Source organism: Desulfobacula sp. (assembly GCF_014237455.1).
In the GTDB taxonomy this organism is placed as follows: Bacteria; Desulfobacterota; Desulfobacteria; order Desulfobacterales; family Desulfobacteraceae; genus Desulfobacula.
On sequence record NZ_JABZFL010000058.1, the window covers coordinates 1 to 17,725 of the forward strand.

At 41.8% G+C, this 17,725-nt stretch carries 19 protein-coding genes and 1 pseudogene; 9 read left to right on the top strand and 11 right to left on the bottom strand.

Going from position 1 to position 17,725, the window contains the following annotated elements; all coding sequences use genetic code 11:
* Both HGJ91_RS08615 and HGJ91_RS08620 read left to right on the top strand, forming a co-directional pair.
* On the top strand, positions 1 to 346 hold a 346-nt coding region (locus HGJ91_RS08615; RefSeq protein WP_291347312.1), incomplete at its 5' end, for a type II toxin-antitoxin system RelE/ParE family toxin.
* Positions 336 to 638, top strand: a complete 303-nt coding sequence (locus HGJ91_RS08620; protein WP_291347313.1) for a helix-turn-helix transcriptional regulator — start codon at positions 336 to 338, stop codon at positions 636 to 638. The genes HGJ91_RS08615 and HGJ91_RS08620, both read left to right, overlap by 11 nt.
* 137 nt (positions 639 to 775) lie before the next feature.
* Here the strand turns inward: HGJ91_RS08620 and HGJ91_RS08625 are convergent, their stop codons facing one another.
* Genes HGJ91_RS08625 through HGJ91_RS08660 form a run of 8 tightly spaced genes read right to left on the bottom strand, consistent with a single transcriptional unit; the run spans position 776 to position 6,513 of the window.
* Positions 776 to 1,546, bottom strand: a complete 771-nt coding sequence (locus tag HGJ91_RS08625; RefSeq protein WP_291347314.1) for a ComF family protein — start codon at positions 1,544 to 1,546, stop codon at positions 776 to 778.
* The gene (gene rlmB, locus HGJ91_RS08630; RefSeq protein ID WP_291347315.1) at positions 1,543 to 2,286 is read right to left on the bottom strand and encodes a 23S rRNA (guanosine(2251)-2'-O)-methyltransferase RlmB; all 744 of its coding nucleotides are present in this window, start codon (positions 2,284 to 2,286) and stop codon (positions 1,543 to 1,545) included. The genes HGJ91_RS08625 and rlmB overlap by 4 nt, the downstream gene beginning before the upstream one ends.
* Positions 2,283 to 2,852, bottom strand: coding sequence for a guanylate kinase (gene gmk / locus HGJ91_RS08635; protein WP_291347316.1), 570 nt, complete (start codon positions 2,850 to 2,852; stop codon positions 2,283 to 2,285). The genes rlmB and gmk overlap by 4 nt, the downstream gene beginning before the upstream one ends.
* A gap of 4 nt (positions 2,853 to 2,856) precedes the next feature.
* The gene (locus HGJ91_RS08640) at positions 2,857 to 3,117 is read right to left on the bottom strand and encodes a DUF370 domain-containing protein (protein ID WP_291347317.1); all 261 of its coding nucleotides are present in this window, start codon (positions 3,115 to 3,117) and stop codon (positions 2,857 to 2,859) included.
* Positions 3,118 to 3,146: 29 nt separating this feature from the next.
* A complete protein-coding gene (locus HGJ91_RS08645; RefSeq protein WP_291347318.1) occupies positions 3,147 to 4,028 on the bottom strand; it encodes a YicC/YloC family endoribonuclease in 882 nt (293 codons plus the stop codon).
* A complete protein-coding gene (locus HGJ91_RS08650) occupies positions 4,025 to 4,567 on the bottom strand; it encodes a DUF4416 family protein (protein ID WP_291347319.1) in 543 nt (180 codons plus the stop codon). The genes HGJ91_RS08645 and HGJ91_RS08650 overlap by 4 nt, the downstream gene beginning before the upstream one ends.
* Positions 4,568 to 4,570: 3 nt before the next feature.
* Positions 4,571 to 4,738 carry a Trm112 family protein gene (locus HGJ91_RS08655; protein WP_291347320.1) on the bottom strand — a complete coding sequence of 56 codons (168 nt, stop codon included), beginning with the start codon at positions 4,736 to 4,738 and terminating at the stop codon, positions 4,571 to 4,573.
* A gap of 11 nt (positions 4,739 to 4,749) precedes the next feature.
* Complete coding sequence (locus tag HGJ91_RS08660; protein ID WP_291347321.1) at positions 4,750 to 6,513, bottom strand: ABC transporter transmembrane domain-containing protein; 1,764 nt, start codon at positions 6,511 to 6,513, stop codon at positions 4,750 to 4,752.
* A 208-nt stretch (positions 6,514 to 6,721) separates the two neighbouring features.
* Here HGJ91_RS08660 and HGJ91_RS08665 point away from each other — a divergent pair, with 208 nt between their 5' ends.
* Both HGJ91_RS08665 and HGJ91_RS08670 read left to right on the top strand, forming a co-directional pair.
* Positions 6,722 to 7,858 carry a glycosyltransferase N-terminal domain-containing protein gene (locus HGJ91_RS08665; RefSeq protein ID WP_291347355.1) on the top strand — a complete coding sequence of 379 codons (1,137 nt, stop codon included), beginning with the start codon at positions 6,722 to 6,724 and terminating at the stop codon, positions 7,856 to 7,858.
* A 175-nt stretch (positions 7,859 to 8,033) separates the two neighbouring features.
* Positions 8,034 to 8,651, top strand: a complete 618-nt coding sequence (locus HGJ91_RS08670; protein ID WP_291347322.1) for a GAF domain-containing protein — start codon at positions 8,034 to 8,036, stop codon at positions 8,649 to 8,651.
* Positions 8,652 to 8,739: 88 nt separating this feature from the next.
* Here HGJ91_RS08670 and HGJ91_RS08675 read toward each other — a convergent pair whose 3' ends face one another.
* From HGJ91_RS08675 to HGJ91_RS08685, 3 genes are all read right to left on the bottom strand, one after another.
* Positions 8,740 to 9,783: an NAD(P)H-dependent glycerol-3-phosphate dehydrogenase gene (locus tag HGJ91_RS08675; protein WP_291347323.1), complete on the bottom strand. Its 1,044-nt coding sequence runs from the start codon at positions 9,781 to 9,783 to the stop codon at positions 8,740 to 8,742.
* A 154-nt stretch (positions 9,784 to 9,937) separates the two neighbouring features.
* Positions 9,938 to 10,417, bottom strand: coding sequence for a hypothetical protein (locus HGJ91_RS08680; RefSeq protein ID WP_291347324.1), 480 nt, complete (start codon positions 10,415 to 10,417; stop codon positions 9,938 to 9,940).
* Positions 10,418 to 10,546: 129 nt separating this feature from the next.
* Positions 10,547 to 10,930 carry an IclR family transcriptional regulator C-terminal domain-containing protein gene (locus tag HGJ91_RS08685; protein ID WP_291347325.1) on the bottom strand — a complete coding sequence of 128 codons (384 nt, stop codon included), beginning with the start codon at positions 10,928 to 10,930 and terminating at the stop codon, positions 10,547 to 10,549.
* Between the two features lie 354 nt (positions 10,931 to 11,284).
* Here HGJ91_RS08685 and HGJ91_RS08690 point away from each other — a divergent pair, with 354 nt between their 5' ends.
* From HGJ91_RS08690 to HGJ91_RS08710, 5 genes and pseudogenes are all read left to right on the top strand, one after another.
* Complete coding sequence (locus HGJ91_RS08690) at positions 11,285 to 12,064, top strand: aldehyde ferredoxin oxidoreductase N-terminal domain-containing protein (protein ID WP_291347326.1); 780 nt, start codon at positions 11,285 to 11,287, stop codon at positions 12,062 to 12,064.
* A gap of 18 nt (positions 12,065 to 12,082) precedes the next feature.
* Positions 12,083 to 12,922 (top strand): annotated as a pseudogene (locus tag HGJ91_RS08695) (aldehyde ferredoxin oxidoreductase C-terminal domain-containing protein); the annotation flags it as partial.
* A 283-nt stretch (positions 12,923 to 13,205) separates the two neighbouring features.
* Positions 13,206 to 14,732 (top strand): cache domain-containing protein, encoded by a 1,527-nt coding sequence (locus HGJ91_RS08700; RefSeq protein WP_291347327.1) that lies wholly within the window; start codon positions 13,206 to 13,208, stop codon positions 14,730 to 14,732.
* Between the two features lie 29 nt (positions 14,733 to 14,761).
* Positions 14,762 to 16,165 carry a sigma-54-dependent transcriptional regulator gene (locus HGJ91_RS08705; RefSeq protein ID WP_367142592.1) on the top strand — a complete coding sequence of 468 codons (1,404 nt, stop codon included), beginning with the start codon at positions 14,762 to 14,764 and terminating at the stop codon, positions 16,163 to 16,165.
* A gap of 248 nt (positions 16,166 to 16,413) precedes the next feature.
* A complete protein-coding gene (locus tag HGJ91_RS08710) occupies positions 16,414 to 17,688 on the top strand; it encodes an OFA family MFS transporter (RefSeq protein ID WP_291347328.1) in 1,275 nt (424 codons plus the stop codon).
* Positions 17,689 to 17,725: the final 37 nt, after the last annotated feature.

The following is a 17,725-nucleotide window of genomic DNA, read 5'->3' on the forward strand; positions in this document are numbered from 1 at the left end:
CGTTGAATGGTTTTTTGATAAAAAGGGGAAGAGTGAAGCGCTTGATTTTTTTGAAACTCTTTCTAATGCTCAAAAACGAAAAACATTGATGCTCTTCAAAAGGATTGGTGATTTCGGTAAAATATCTGATATTACAAAATTCCGAAATGAAGGTGAAAAAATATTTGCCTTTAAACCGCAGCCAGATCGGTTTCTATCATTCTTCTATGTAGGGAAAAAAATTGTAGTCACAAATGGTTTTCGAAAAAAGGCTCAAAAATTGCCCAAAAAAGAAAAGAGCTTAGCGCTAAAAAGAATGAAAAATTATGACTCAAGGGTAACAAATGGAGATTATTATGAAGAATAAAATGAAGTCAACCTTTGATCGAGTTATGAGTGATTCAGAACAAAAGAAAAAATTTGAAAAAGAATATGTACAATTTCTTTTTTCTGAATTGCTGCTTGAAGCTATGGATGAAGAGCATATGAGCGTAAGGGCACTTTCCAAAGAGTCCGGCATATCTACCTCTGTAATCCAAAATATGAGATCAATGAAGCCGACTAATATTACCATAAAAACGATGGCATCATTGTTAAAACCATTAGGTTATCAATTGGTAGCTACAAAAGGAAGACGGACTGTAAAATTAACTGCTTAAAACAAATTCTGCTCACGGAAATGTCCGGCCGAGATTGTCCTCAAAAGCCTTGATTGGGCTAAAAGCAAAAAAAAACCACCCTTGTTTTCAAGCGCCCGCTGACAAAAATATTAAAATTTGGGTTCTGTGCTGGGGTCTCAGGTTCTGGCCAGCACCAGTGCATCAACTTTTTTTGCCCCGTGTTTCAATAATACCCTGGCCGCTTCATTACAGGTTGCGCCGGTGGTAAACACATCATCTATCAAGAGGATGTGTTTATTATCAATTGTCTTTTGATTAACAACTTTAAATGCATTTTTCAAATTGGATTTCCGCTGTTCAATATCAAAGCCTGTCTGGGGTTGTGTTTTTTTAATTCTGGCAAGTGCAATCGTATCAATTTCCCATAAAGGCGATTGTTCAAAAACCTGTTGATAGCGCTTCACAAAGTTTCGGATCAGAATAAATGCCTGGTTAAATCCCCTTTCTCTCAGTTTCTTTTTATGCAGCGGTACCGGCATGATCAGGTCAATCCGGGATATTGCATAGTGGCGTAAAAATGTCTGAAACAACAAATGCTCAAACACCTTTGCAACCGACAATTTTGAGTGATATTTAAAAAGGGGGATCGCGTTTTTTATTATGCCTTTATACTCTGCTGCTGCTCTAACCCGGTCAAGTGTTAAGGGTGTTTTCAGGCAGGCTTCACACACATGATTTTCACTAAAATTATTATAAAACTGAACCCCGCACTTTATGCAAAAGGGCGTGTCAATGGGGTAAAATCCCAGCGCCATGCAATGATCACAAAAACAGGCCTCCATTGTATGGGATTTAACCGTATCAGGATCAATATAGACACCGCATTTTAAACACTTTAACGGATATAAAAGCTGTTCAAAAACCCGGATATAGTTTTTAAGTTTCATGTCCGCTGTCGAAAAGCTTCATACATGGCAATACCGCCTGCCACAGAAGCATTCAGGGAATTAATATTCCCTTGATTAGGTATGGATAATAAAAAATCACACTCTTTTTTTACAACCGGCCTGATCCCTTTGTGTTCTCCGCCAATAACCAGTGCAATATTTCCGGTCAGATCCGCATCAAACAATGATGTTTCTCCGTCTGCATCCAGGCCGGATATCCACACCCCGCTTTCTTTCAAGGATCTTAATATGGAAGCCGTATTGGTGATGGTGTAAATATCGGCATGCTCCATGGCACCGGCTGAACTTCTGGAGACTGTTGAAGAAGGCCCGGCAGATCGGTCTTTTGGGATGAGAATATAATCAATCCCGGCGCAGAGCGCTGTTCTGATTAATGCCCCAAGATTATGGGGATCTTCAATATTTTCTATAATCAGGATAAAACAAGGGCTCTCGCTTTCACTGATCATGGTCATCACTTCGGCTGCTTTCTGGACTGGATAAAAAGAAGTCCTGGCGACCAGCCCCTGGTGCTTTGAAAAGTTTGTCATCCTGTCCAGAAGTTCAGAATCACTATATTCAATCTGAATTTTTCTTTCCCGGGCAAGGGCCTCTATTTTTTCAGCTCTTTTGGGGGATCTTTTTTTTGAAATAAATATCTTGTAAAATTTCCTTTTCCGGGCTTTCAATGCTTCATACACGGAATGGAACCCAAAAAGAATATCATTTTTCTCTTTCATGATTGCGCCATCTCTTTTTCAAAAATAGAGCAAAGGGCTTCTATGGCTTCATCAAGGTCATCATTAACCACCACGTATTGATACAAGTCTTTTTGAACGATTTCTGATTTTGCATTCTCAAGGCGTTGGGCAATCACTTGCCTTGAATCAGTCCCACGCTTCTCAAGCCGTTGAGACAAAATCTCAAAAGAGGGAGGCATGATAAATATGGAAACCAGATCCGAATTTGATGTCATTATCTGTCCTGCACCCTGGACATCAATATCCAGAAGAAGACTCCGACCTTTTTCAAGGCAGGTTCTTACAAATTCTTTGGATGTACCATAGTAATTATCATGAACCTTTGCCCATTCAAGCCAGTGATCCAGGGTTATTCTTTGTTCAAACTCCACAGAGGTGATAAAAAAATAATCAACGCCCTCCTGTTCATTTCTCCTTGGATTTCTGGTGGTATGGGATACAGAATAAGAAAGGCCTTTAAACCGGTTTAATACCTTTCTTACCAATGTTGTTTTCCCGGCCCCTGAAGGAGCTGAGATGACAAACAGCTTTCCAATGCCAGACATGGAATTATTCTTCTTCCTGATTCATCAGGGATTCAAATTTGTTGGAAAGGGTCTCAGCCTGGGTCATGGAAAGAATGACATGGTTGCTTTCCATGATGATCATTGCCCTGGTCTTTCTGCCGTGGGTCACATCAATCAGGCGTTTTTCCTCCCTGGCCTCATCCTTGACCCGTTTCATGGGAGATGAATTGGGAGACAAAATTGCCACAACTTTTCCCGCCACCACCGTGTTTCCAAACCCTATAGTTAAAAGAGGCTGTTCCATTAATTAATCCTTCTTAATTATAAATAATATTACTCAATATTTTGTACCTGTTCCCTGATCTTTTCAAGCTCTGATTTCAGATCAACCACCATATGGGACAAAGACGCATTCCCTGCTTTTGATCCGATGGTGTTAAATTCCCTGTTAAATTCCTGAATTAAAAAGTTGAGTTTTCTGCCTTGGGAATCATCTGAATCAAGAATATCTCTGAACTGTTTAATATGACTGTAAAGTCGGACAATCTCTTCTGACACATCACTCTTGTCAGCTAAAATGGCCGCCTCCTGCGAAATCCTGACAGGATCGAGTCCTTCTGTATCAGAGGTCAGATAGGATATTTTTTCCATGAGCCTCTGCTTATAAATCAAGGGGATTTTAGCGGCATCTTTTTCAATCTGGTTTAAATTGCCTTCAATATAATCAATCCTTACTGTCAAATCCGAAAAAAGATTTTTCCCTTCCTCTCTGCGCATGAGATCCAGATGGGTGCTGGCAGTCTCAACAGCCGACCCTATTGCCTTCCACAGGCTTTCCAAATCCTGCTCCTTTTTGGAAGGAACAATCACATTCCTGGCGGATAAAATATTTTCCATGGTGATGTCAACCGACAGGTTTAAGTCCTCTTTTATCTTTTTTAATGCCTGGTAATAGGCGGTTGCCTTTACCTCATCCACTTCAAACTGATCTAGGTCCTTTGCATCATCCTGGATAGACAGCCTGATCTCAATTCTTCCCCGGCCATGGATTTTAGCAATAATCTTTTTAATATCCTCTTCAAATACCTGGCAGGATTCTGGACAATAAAACGCCATATCAAGATGCCGTGAATTATAAGAACGGATGGTGACATCGGCTGTGGTGGTGTCGTGCGTTTTTGAAGATCGCGAAAAAGCGGTCATACTTTTAATCATTTTTTTCCTTTACTTGCCTTTAAATCCAAAAGATATTTATCTCTAACCTTTGATAAAAATGAGAGCATATTTTGTGATGCATAATCCGGATATGTCCACTCTAAAGTTTTAAAGCCCTCTTTTTTTGAATACATTAATGTCAGGTCTGCATAAATTTTTCGGCCAATATAAATTCTGTGGGAATATTCTTTCCCTGTTGCCAGGATAAACCGCGAGGAGACAAGATATCCCGGATCAATATTGACTGCCCGCTTCCCTGAAATTTCAAACCGGTTTTCAATTTCATTGGTCTTCTCTTTAATTAAGGACAGCTCATCCTGGGCAATCAGATTTTTAAATGCAAACACCTTTCGAAACAAAGGAGACCCCATTTCCCTGTAATAATAATTGGTATAATCAAAATCAAGCCAGCGGCTGATAATATCCACGGGGCCACAAACTTCTTCAAGCATGGGAAAAAACTTTTCAAGATAAGCCTTGCTGTTCATGAAACAGCTGACAACCAGTTTTGCAGGATCTGGATTTTTCGGAATACTCATCGGCTACAGCGGCTTTGCCTCATCAATCAGCATAATGGGGATATCATCTTTTATTTCATATAAAAGGGCACACGCGTCACAGACCAGCCCGTCTTTTTTTATATTCAAATGAATCTCACCCTTGCATTTGGGGCAAACCAATATTTCCAATAATTCCTCAGAAACTGCCATTGTTTTCTCCTTTAATTATTCGAACCTCTAACAGTCTGCATGGCCTGAAGTTTAAAATACTCTCCTTTTGCGGCCATTAACTCATCATGGGTCCCTTCTTCTTTTATGGACCCGTTTTTCAACAAAATGATCCGGGAGGCATAATCAATTGTGGACAACCTGTGAGCGATTACAAAAGATGTTCTGCCTTGCATCAGGTTTTCCAAAGCCTTCTGGACCACCCTTTCGGCTTGTGAATCCAATGCAGAAGTTGCTTCATCCAGTATAAGAATCGGTGCATCCTTGATCAAGGCCCTTGCAATACAAAGCCGCTGTTTTTCTCCCCCGGAAAGTCTGGAACCCAGCTCACCGATAATGGTATCAAATCCCTTAGGAAACCCTTGGATGAAATCATAGGCATAAGCTGCCTTTGCCGCCTTTTCTATCTCAAGATCCGTGGCATCCATTTTGCCGTATCGGATATTATCTTTCACAGATTCGTTAAAAAGAATCGGTTCCTGGGTCACAATGGAAATATGATCCCTCAATGACATGATCGAAAAATCTTTAATATCTTTTCCTCCGATCAACACGGCCCCTCCGGTGACATCATACAGCCGGGGCACAAGATTGACAAGACTGGTTTTTCCTCCTCCACTCATCCCCACAAGGGCCAGGACTTCTCCGGGCGCCACTTTTAAATTGATATCATTTAATGCTGGCGCCTCGTTATCATTATAGGAAAAACTGACATGGTCGAATTCAACATCAAAGATGCTTTTTGTGAGAATTTCAGGATTTTCCTTTTCTATAATGGAAGACTCTTTTTCCAAAACATCAAATATCCTTGTAGCTGCGGCTACACCTTCCTGAATAGTATTGTTCAGCCCGGATATTTTTTTTACCGGATCATAGAGCATCATCACAGCGGTGAGAAACGAAAAAAAAGTTCCCGGTGTTGATGTTCCGTTAATGACCCGGAGGCCGCCAAACCAGATAATAAATGCAATGCCAAGTCCGCCTAAAAATTCCATGACAGGAGAGGACAATGCCCTGGCAACGACTTTTTTCATCTCAAACCTGAAAAGTATTTTTGTTTTCTCTTTAAATCGTTCCTTTTCAAATGCCTGTAGATTAAAAATCTTGATAATCTTACTGCCGGTAAATGTTTCATGCAGAAATGAATTCAAGTCCGCCATGGTCTCCTGAGTCCCTGTGGAAAATTTTCTAACCCGCCTGCCAAACAGAACAATGGGATAAAAAGCCAGGGGCAGAACGACAAAGGCACCCAATGCCAATTGCCAGTCCCGGTAAAAAATAACAAACAAAAAAGCAATCACTGAAAAGGAATCCCTGAACACGTTAATCACTGCCGTTGAAACCATGCCTTTAACAATGTTCACGTCATTTGTTATACGGGACATTAACGCCCCTGTTTTTTCTTTATGAATAAAGGAGATAGGAAGATCGGTAATCTTTTCATACAAAGATTCCCTGAAAAACCGGATAATCTTTTCCCCGATATAATTCATCAAATATTCAGACCCGTACGAGCCCGCGCCTTTTAAGAAAAAAATAAGGATGGCGATCCCGGGGATCAATAAAAGCATGTCCCTGTTCTGATTGATAAAGATGTCGTCCATGACCGGCTTGACCATAAGCGCCATGGCACCGTTTGCACCAGCCACAACGACCATGCAGAAAGCGGCCAGTAAAAGCCTTTTCCGGTATATAGAAACAAGAGAGATGATCTTTTTGCGCCGTGATCTGGATAATTTCAGATTTTTCTTTTCCATAAACCTTAATTTATTATACCAAGAGGTATTGTCAATATTTAAAAAAAATGAAAGCATATGTCCCCATGACAAAGAATGCCTTTATACTCAATTTTTTCAAACTTTACAATATGCTCTGGAGCATAAGCATTCCTTTTCTTAAGAAAAACAACCGTCTGAAATCCGGTTTTAAAAACCGATCACTTCATTCCACCACACAAAGGCTGACATCTGGATTCAGGCTGCTTCTGCAGGCGAAGCCTACCTTGCTGTCAATATCCTCCAAACGCTTGAACCAAAAACAAAGGCAACGGTCTTAGCCACCTCCACAACATCCCAGGGGCTTGATATTTTAAAAACCGGATTAACCGGGAACAATCTCAGTAAATTTATTGATCTTAAAATAGAGTGGTTTCCTTTTGATATGCCTGTAACCATTAAGAAAGCTGTAAAAACCATCAATCCTTGTATCATGGTGCTGCTTGAAACAGAAATCTGGCCTGCCCTGTTCTATTATCTGAAGCAGAACAAGAGCAAAATTTTTATCATAAATGCAAGGCTTTCTAAAAAAAATTTTACACATTATCTGAAAACAAAATTTTTATGGGAACACCTGGCACCGGATTATATTCTTGCAACTTCCAGGCAGGATGCCAAAAGATACCAGCAAATTTTCGAACAAGTAACGGTTAATACTATGCCGAACATCAAGTTTGAATCCATTGGAACGAATACTTCTGATTCCAAACCCCTGGACCAAATAAAAAAGATTCTCCCCCACACCTTGCCACTGACCATTCTGGCATCTGTCAGGAAACAGGAAGAAAAAGACGTTATCCTTATATTAAAAAAAATTTTGAGGGCGTTCCCCGGCCAGGTGGTGGCCGTATTCCCCAAGCATATGCACAGGATCAATACCTGGAAAAAACGCTTAACTTCCCAAAATTTAAACTTTCACTTAAGATCCGGGATAACTTCCCCCCTGACCAGCCCGGGAATCATTTTATGGGATACATTTGGAGAACTTAAAACCGCCTATGGTTTTGCTTCGGTTGTCTTTGTCGGCGGCAGTCTGAAACCAATGGGCGGGCAGAACTTCATTGAACCGGCCATTGAGGATGCCGTCACTGTCACAGGCCCTTATTATGATGATTTTGCCTGGATAAAAAACGACATCTTTAAAAAAGGTGTGGTCATTAAAAAAGACAATTGGAAAACAATAGCCGAAACAATCATTAACGCCCTTGAAGTCCCTGTCAACAGATCAGATCGTAAACGGCTGGCCCGAGAATTTATCGAATCAAATCAGGGTGGCACAGAGAAGGTCTGCAATAAAATTTTAAAATCCTTTGACGGATATATGTGATTGGTATATATTTAATACAATCAAACTGATAGTTCCACTCTTTTTTAATTTGATTTCTTCTGTACCATTCAGCTCTTTTGTTTCTACATCTCTTTTCAACCCTGAATTTTTTGTTTATCAGGCACCAAGGTATTCATGCGGTGCTATTTTATAATCCAAAGGGAAGGAGGCATTTATGGAAAATCATACCATTTATTATGACACGATTGTCCGGTTAACAACTGCCATTTCTCAGTGCAGAGACCCGGAAGAAGTGGCCCTTATGGCGGCAGAGAGTGTCAAAACGGCATTCAATGCAAAAGGCTGCTCGATATTTTTGGTAGACAGAGGAACCCGTGAGCTGGGCCTTGTTGCATCATCCGGTTTAAGCTCTGAGTACCTGAACAAAGGGCCGATCCATTTCATGCAGACGATCAGGGAAGCAAAAGATGCCATCCCCATTGCTATTTATGATGTAACGGACGATCCTAGAATCCAATATCCCACAGCAGCCAAAAAAGAAGGTATCTCTTCTTTGTTGGGCGTCCCCATTATCAGCCACAATAAAATCATTGGTGCACTACGTGTTTATACAGCTAACCCCTGGGAATTTTCCTTTAACGATATCACCCTTGCCCAGGCCGTTGCATTGATATGCGGTATGGCCATGGACATGTGCAGAATGTACAAAGGCTATAAAACAAGTATAGAGATTCTTAAAAACATGAGGGGAAAAGATACCTATGGTTCAAAAAAATGGACGCCCCATGAAGGGGTTCCCAAAAGCGTTGACCCGTCAATCTGCGATTATTAAAAACTTAATCAGCTAATTATCCTTCCAGGCAGCTTGCAAATGACCCTTAAGCTGCCTGAAGGCCTGCCAAATGAATGGATTTTTTAAATTAACTGTCGAGAACCCCGTCAAGTTCATGTTTTAAGGAACGGTTCATCAGACGTTCAACCGTCTCTTTAACAGAAAGGCCTTCAAAAAGGACAGAATAGACTTCATTGCAGATAGGAAGATCAACACCCAGTTTTTTTGACAGGTTGTAGACGGATTTTGTTGTTTTAACCCCTTCAGCAACCATTCTCATCTCGGAAATGATCTCGTCGAGTTTTTTGCCTTCCCCGATCTGCTTTCCCACCGTATAGTTACGGCTTAAATCACCCGTACAGGTCAATAAAAGGTCTCCTACACCTGCAAGCCCCGCCAGGGTCAGAGGATCTGCCCCCAATCTTGTTCCCAGCCGGTTCATTTCGGTAAGGCCCCTTGTAATCAGAGCGGCCCTTGGATTAAGACCCATTTTCATACCATCGCAAATACCCGCGGCAATGGCCAATACATTCTTCATGGCACCACCGATCTGAGTGCCGACAGGATCATCATTGACATATACCCTGAAAGTCGAACAGGAAAATATTTTCTGAACAAATTCTGCCACATCCCGGCTGGTTGATGCGGCTGCAACAACTGTCGGTACTTTGTTGGCAACCTCCTTGGCAAAGCTTGGACCTGAAATCACTGCAATATTTTCTTTGGGGAGAAATTCAATTTTTTCTGCAAGAATCTGGGTCATGGTCATATGCGTTTTATTCTCAATCCCCTTGGATGCTGTCACAACGACGGTCTCAGGGCTGATATAATTTTTCATCTGTTCTGCCACATCCCTCATACAGTGAGACGGGACCACAACAAGCACTAAATCTTTTTCTTTTACCGCAACTTCAAGATCATTGGTTGGAATAATATTATCCGGCAATTTTATATTGGGAAGGAAAACCTTGTTTTCTCGATCCGTTTCAATCTGTTCTTTTACTTCCTGCTCAAACACCCAAAGATTCAGAACAAATCCTTTATCTGCAAGCAATTTGGCAAGGGCAGTTCCCCAGGCGCCCGCACCGACAACCCCTATCCGGGTTCTTACTATGTCAATCATCCTGCTCATGCGTCAAGCTTCCCTTTCAGATCTGACAAGATCCTGATATTAAAAACAACCTAATTGAGCATAAAAGGCTGTTTATACACTATACCAGGATCAGGATCAACTTTATTCTGCCATAGCAACTCTCTGTATCCTTTTTATAAATCATATTCAGATATCAGTTTTTCTCTCCTGAATCCGTATCATAAAATACGTCCAGTTTTTCCTGGGTGACCAGATAATTGTCAATATCTTTTAAAATTTCAGGGTTGCACTGAGAAAAAAGGATAGACCCGTCTTTTTTCCCGAACCGCAATCTTTGAAGCAATATCTTTTCAAGGGTTTCATCTTTAAACAAAAACAAAAAATCCTTTCCGGTCCTATCATGGCAGATCCAAAAATCTGATAGCATCAAATCTTTCTCCATCTCAAAAAGTTTTCTTGATTTCAGTTCAAAAACCTTATCAGATTCACACACCCTGATTGTCCTGATGGTTTTTCGCTTATTGATATTTTTTAACACCGCTTCTTTCAAAAGGCCAATTTTGAACTCTTTATATCCTTTCCGGGTATAGGAATAGATGCCGGACGGATGCACGGCCACCATTTCTATTAAGAAAGCAAAAAATATAAGACCGACACCCAAAGATACCTGCAACCTTCTCTGTTTTGCTTTCCTTCTTGTAGCTGTCGTATGTTCGATAGTCTAAAGCCCTTTCATGGAAGGAAGGATCACAGCCATCAAATTTTTAATACTTTTCATTTTAATTTCCTTTTTAATTCACTTTTAGAATCTATAGTTTGTACTTTTTAACCCGATTGTCAGTTCCTGGTCTGCCACTGCATACCCCCTTAGCCTGGTTTTTTGTAATTCAGCCAGGAATAAATCCTTTTCAGTGATGGTCTTAGGGGTGAGCGGTTGGAAATCAAGCTGTTCCGCTATTTTTTTTTGTTCTTCAATATCCATAAATGCAACAATGGCCTTGCCCATAGAAGTAGCATACGGCGGCAATTTTGATCCGGTTCCCAAGTCCAGATTTAGAACATTAGAAGAGCGAATTCTTTCCAGTGCAACGATTCCATTCCCTTCCAGTATCGAACAATGGGTGGTTACATCCAGATCATTTCGAATGGCTTTCATATAGGGTAACAATCGCTGTTTAATTCCCATGGAGTTGATAACCCAGGCCCCGAGCCGCAACACTTTGGGTGTAAGTTGAAAGGTCTTGGTGGCCTCATCTTTTCTTTTTCTCCTTTTGCTCTCTCGAAAGAATGCTATTCTGAAAATATCTTTGAAATAACAATATAAAATTATGCATAGCGTAACAAAAAGTAAAGCTTTTTTTAAAAACAGGCACAGACGAACAGCTTGACAAGGGCCTTTCCATCATGGAAGAATGCTTCAAGCAACTGACCGAATAGTTCTCTGATTATGTCGGCCTGCGCCTGAAACACAAAACAAAGGCCGGCCTGCAATATAGCACTATTATGAAACACCGTTTTTTTACCGGGTAAGGAATCGTGTATGAAAGGATTTTTCAATCGTCTCGTCATCATTGATGTCACCGATCAGACAATAGACGTTCAAAAGATTGATGATCAAACGCTAAAAATGTACATGGGGGGCAAAGGGATGGGCACCCACCTGCTTTTAAAACATAATCCACCAGGTGTGGACCCCTTTTCACCGGACAACCACTTCATTATCGGCTTGGGCCCTGTAACCGACAGCATGATTTACGGCAGTTGTCGATATGGCATTTTTTCCAAATCGCCTTTAACCGATTTTTATGGAGAATCTTATTCAGGCGGAAAGGTTGCCATATCCATCAGCAGAACAGGATATGATTTCATTGTTTTGAAAGGCTCCTCCCAAAAACCTGTCTGGCTTGAAATTTCAGACAAGGACATTTTGTTCCATAACGCTGAAGAACTATGGGGAAAAGACACCTATGAGACTGAAGACAGCGTAAAGGAACTCTGTGGAAAAAAAGGATGCGGCGCCATGGTAATAGGCCCTGCCGGTGAAAACCTGGTCCGGTTTGCAGTTGTGGAAAACGATTATTGGCGGTCGGCCGGAAGAGCCGGTATGGGAGCTATTCTCGGTTCCAAAAAAATTAAAGCTCTTGTCTTTCACGGGACCCGGCAACGCACCTTCCATGACCCCGATCAAATCAGGCAATATTCAAAAAATATATTGGCGGAGTTCAAAGACCACCCGGCCACCAATGTCTACAGAACCCAGGGTACGCCTGTCATGGTTGCCGGACTGAACAATGCCGGTGCATTCCCCACAAAGTACTAGTCCAGGGGAACCTGTGGACATTGGGAAAAAATCAATGCTCAAAGCATGCAGAAAAAGCTCAATGCAAAACCCCGCTCCTGCAAGACCTGTTTTATGGGCTGTGGAAAATATGTCAACATTACAGAGGGGAAACATAAAGGCTTGAAACTGGAAGGCCCCGAGTATGAAACCATATATGCATTCGGTGGCTTGTGCATGGTTGACAACATAAAAGATATTGCATGGCTGAATGATATCTGCGACCGCCTGGGAATGGACACCATCAGCGCTGGAAATCTTGCCGCCCTTACCATTGAAGCGTCCCAAAGGGGAAAGATTGATGAAGGGATTAAATCAGCAAGCGAGGAAATGGACATGAAGGATATGGCAGTCCATGTCAAAGGCCTTGAGCCTGCTGGATACGACCCCAGAGTCCTAAAAGGTATGGGGCTGGCCTATGCCGTCAGTCCAAGGGGTGCCTGCCATTTAAAAAGTACCTTTTATAAACCTGAACTCTCAGGCATGATTGATCCGGATCAAATTGAAAACAAGGCTGAACTTTTCTTGGATTTTGAAGACCGGTGCACACTGTTTGACACCTTTATCCTGTGCCGGTTTTACAGGGATTTCTACCCCTGGGAAGAATTATCAAAAATTTTCTTCATGACCACCGGCATTGAATTCTCAAAAAAGGACCTCCAGGCCCTTGCCTCCAGAGTTACCGATGAAACCCGAAAATTTAATCTCAGGGAAGGGCTTACGATTGAAGATGACTTTCTGCCTCCACGGCTTTTTAAAAAAAAACTTGAAAACCAAAAAGGTATTTCAAAAGACGAGCTGACACAGTTGATACAGGATTATTACAAATTACGAGGGTAGAATACCAATGGCATTCCCCAGAAAAAAAATACCATCTAATTTTTAGCGACGCCTTTTCAAAACTGTCTTAAAGATCTTTATTCCCAAATCAGTGACCATCTCCCTGACATTTCCAGGGTATGGATAAGCCACAAGTGCATCCACACTCTCACCGGAAAGTATTATTTTTTTCATATTTTTTACAAAAAAAATTTGAATATTTTGCAACCCGGATTGCCTGATTTAATCATTCATATTTAATAATTCCTTGACAGCTTGGGATACTTTGATTATTGAAATTTACATGGATGCTCCAAAAAAAATAAAATCATTGGATGCTGATAAAAAACACTCTCCCCTGTTCCTGAAAAAACTTCCAGTGAGAATCGTCATCCCTGTTGCATTGACAATAATCCTCTTTATTCTGACAATTTTTCTTTTAATCATCCCTTTGCTAGAAAAAAATATGATGGACGGGAAAAGGGAAGGCATCCTGCATTTAACAGAAAGTGCATGGAGTACTTTGAATCTTTTTTATGAAAAAGCCCGGGAGGGAGAGATCTCCCACAAAAAAGCAAAAAAACAGGCCATAGAACAGTTGCAGCAATTAAGATACGGTCCTGAACTTGAAGATTACTTCTGGATAAATGATATGACCCCTAATATGATCATGCATCCATACCGTTTAGATCTGGTGGGTCAGAATGTGTCAAATTTTAAAGATCCGGCAGGAAAACGATTGTTTTTTGAAATGGTTAAAATCGTCAAAAAACAGGGGGCGGGTTATGTGGATTATTTATGGCAGTGGAAAGGAGACTCAAAAAAAATTGTTCCTAAAATATCCTATGTAAAAGAATTCCAATTCTGGGGCTGGATTATTGGAACCGGTATCTATGTTGAAGATGTTAGAGAAGAAATCAGTGCTATTACACGAAAGTTAATCTATACCTGCTCAGGGATTATGATTCTGTTCTTAATGCTGTCCGGTTATATTATATGGCAGGGAACAACGGCTGAAAAAGAACGAACAAAAGCCATGGAACACTCCAGTTTAAGGGAAAACCAACTCCTTCAGGCAGACAAAATGGCATCCCTGGGGACATTGGTGGCCGGTGTTGCCCATGAGATAAATAATCCTGCAACATCCTTGATGCTCAATGCTCCGAACCTTAAAAAAGCCTGGCAGTCGTTTACTCCAGTCCTGGATGAATACTACATGAAAAATAAGGATGCCGTCGTCTGTTCAATGCCATACGCTGAACTGAGCAAAAGAATAGACCTTATGCTCAAAGCCATGGAAGACGGTGCGGCCAGAATAAAAAAAATTATCTCCGAGTTAAAGGATTTTTCACGTTCCACAGAAGCGGATATGAAAAACGAGGTTGATGTCAACCTTGTGGTGGAAAAATCACTGAACCTGACCCACTCCATATTGAAAAAAACCACCCACCACCTGTCAGTTGATTATGAAGACAACTTGCCGAAAATTTTAGGCAATTCACAGAAACTGCAACAGGTGATTATCAATCTGCTTGTTAATGCAAGTCAAGCCCTTGAAAATCCGGAACAGTCCATCCATGTGCAAACTTCAAAAATCCCAGACGCTTCTTTTATTGTTATCGAAGTATCGGACAGCGGGCCGGGTGTTCCTCCGAAGAATTTAGAAAAATTAAAAGATCCTTTTTTTACAACCAGACGAGACGACGGAGGAACAGGTCTCGGACTTTCTATTTCGGAAAAAATTGTAAATGACCACAAGGGGATATTGGAGTTTACTTCGGAATTTGGAAACGGTTTGACCGTAAAAATACTGCTGCCCTTCAGCGGATAGGAAACCATAGTTAAAAAGGACGGGATATAATGATGACGAACAGACAACAGACCATGGATCGACCCATCCTTATTGTGGATGATGAACCGGAAATTCTTCTGGCAGTGGATACCTGCCTGAGAATGGCAGGCATGGACAATATTATCACCATCAGTGATGCCAGGGACGTGATCCGGCAAATGGAACGCAAGATTCCCTGTCTCATGATCCTGGACCTGAATATGCCCCATATCAACGGTGGACGTCTGCTTAAAATTGTCCGCAAGACCTATCCCAGAATACCCGTAATTATCCTCACCGGTGACATTGATGTGGACACGGCGGTAAAATGCATGAAAATTGGTGCCATGGATTATGTGGTCAAGCCGGTAGAAGAAGTTCGACTCTTAGCAGCTGTCAAACAGGCGCTGGCTTATGAAGACCTGAAAAATAAATTTCATGATTCTCCTGCAAGCGATCTGTTCTCCCAGATTAAAAACCCCACGGCATTTGCACATATTATCACTCAGGATAAAAAGATGCACGCCGTCTTTCACTATATCGAAGCCATTGCCCCATCTTCCCAGCCTGTCCTTGTTTTCGGGGAAACAGGCGTGGGAAAAGAACTGATTGGGCAGTCCATCCATACCCTGAGCAAAAGAAAGGGGAAACTGGTTGTAATCAATGTGGCTGGATTGGATGACAACGTGTTTTCCGACACCCTCTTCGGCCATATCCAGGGGGCATTCACCGGTGCACAAAAAACAAGACAGGGATTAATCGAACAGGCTGCCGGCGGCACGCTCTTCCTGGACGAAATCGGAGACCTTGCATTGACCTCACAGGTTAAATTGCTCAGGCTGCTCCAGGAAAGGGAATACCTTCCTTTGGGATCTGACAAGATCAAGCATTCTGATGCCAGAATCATTACCTCCACCAACCTGAATCTATGGGCCCTTGAAAAGAAAGGGATCTTCAGAAAAGATTTGATCTATCGTCTTTCTACCCATACGCTAACGCTGCCGCCCCTGCGGGAGCGTCTTCTGGATCTACCGCTGCTACTGGACCGGTTTATCTGCAAGGCAGCCAATGAGCTGGACAAACCTGTTCCTGACATCCCAAAAACATTGATCGAGCAGATAGAAACCTATCCTTTCAAGGGCAATATCAGGGAGCTTAAGTCCATGGTGTATGATGCTATCTCACGACACCGGGAAGGGCCCATCACAGCTAATTTGTTCAAAGCTCTGGATACATCCGGATCAGGGATGGAAGAAAAAGATCATCAAAGTTTTTCTCTTCCCACCCTGAAAGAAGCCTCCAGAGAACTTGTGGAGAAGGCTATGAAACAGACCGGAGGCAACCAGTCTGCAGCAGCCGGAATTCTGGGTATCTCCCAGCAGGCCCTGAGCAAAAGACTACAGAAATTAAAATTCGAAAAAAACGAAGATTAATCTACAACAAAAGTTGTATTCACAACAAAAGTTGTGGGAAGCCTCCTTTTGGCCTATTCTACCGAACAATCGTTCGGATTGATATATTTTTCTACAACTTTTGTTGTGCTTCTGTAAAACCCTCATAAATTCATTTTTTAGTTAAAATTCAACAAAAACAGATAGATAGAGAATTTCATTCCTCCCGGCACAATGTTTGCTATTACAATGTAATGAATTGTAATTACTTATTAAAGGAGGATCTTAAGATGGCTCAAATTAAAAACCTTGGTTGGCGCGTAACAATGGCAGGATTAGGTATAAACCTGGCTTTGGGTATACTTTATACCTGGAGTATATTTAAAATGACAATCAAAGACTCAATCGTGGCAGGCGATGGCCTTTTTAACTGGAGCCTGGCTTCCTTAAATGATCCCTATGCCGTATGCTGCCTGGTATTTGCATTTACCATGATTTTTGCAGGCCGTGTTCAGGACAGGCTCAGCCCGAAGATTACGGCTGTCATCGGAGGCATCCTCACAGGCCTTGGCCTGATTATCGTTTCATTTTCCACTGCATGGATCAGCTGGATAATCGGATTCGGTATTCTCATGGGAATGGGGCTTGGGTTTGGTTATGCCTCTGCAACACCGCCTGCCATTAAATGGTTCCCGCCTGCGAAAACCGGGATGATTGCCGGCATCGTTGTTGCCGGGTTTGGCCTGGCATCTGTATATATCGCTCCTTTGGCAATATTTTTAATTGAAAAGGTCGGGCTTTCCCAAGCCATGCTTATTTTCGGTATTGCATTTCTCGTTATTGTCTCTGCCCTTGCTCAATTTTTGGTAAATCCCCCGGAAGGTTATGTTCATCCAGATGCCGCTCAGAACACGACTTCTGGTGCAAGTGGTTCGATTGATTTTGAACCCGGAAAAATGCTCCGCACAGCAACATTTTATAAATTATGGATTATTTTTTGTATTGCATCGGGTGCAGGTCTTATGATCATTGGTGGTGTGGCAGGAATGGCCAAACAGGGCATGGGCCAAATGGCATGGGTGGTTGTGGCATTAATGGCAGTGGGAAATGCCTCCGGTCGTGTTATAGCCGGTATCCTTTCCGACCGTATCGGACGTGCGAACACTCTTTTTATCATGTTGATTTTTCAGTCAATTGTCATCTTTTCTCTCCTGTTTATCACACCGGCGCAGGTCATGCTTCTGGTTCTTGCAGCCATGCTCATCGGGTTTAACTACGGTACGAACCTTTCTTTATTTCCGTCTGCCACCAAAGATTTTTTCGGTTTAAAAAACTTTGGCGTCAATTACGGCCTGGTTTTCAGTGCCTGGGGGGTGGGCGGTTTCATCTTTCCAAGAGTGTCTCAAATGATTGTTGCGTATACCAACAGCCCAAGAATGGCATATGTTCTTGCCGCAGGACTGCTTCTCATCGGAGCTGTGTTGGCCCTGATGACCAAAGCGCCTGTTACTGAGACTTACAAACAACCTGAATTTATAGCCACTCCCGCAACTGAAAAAATCTAAATTGATGTTACTTTTGCAAATGGATTCTAACTACAAA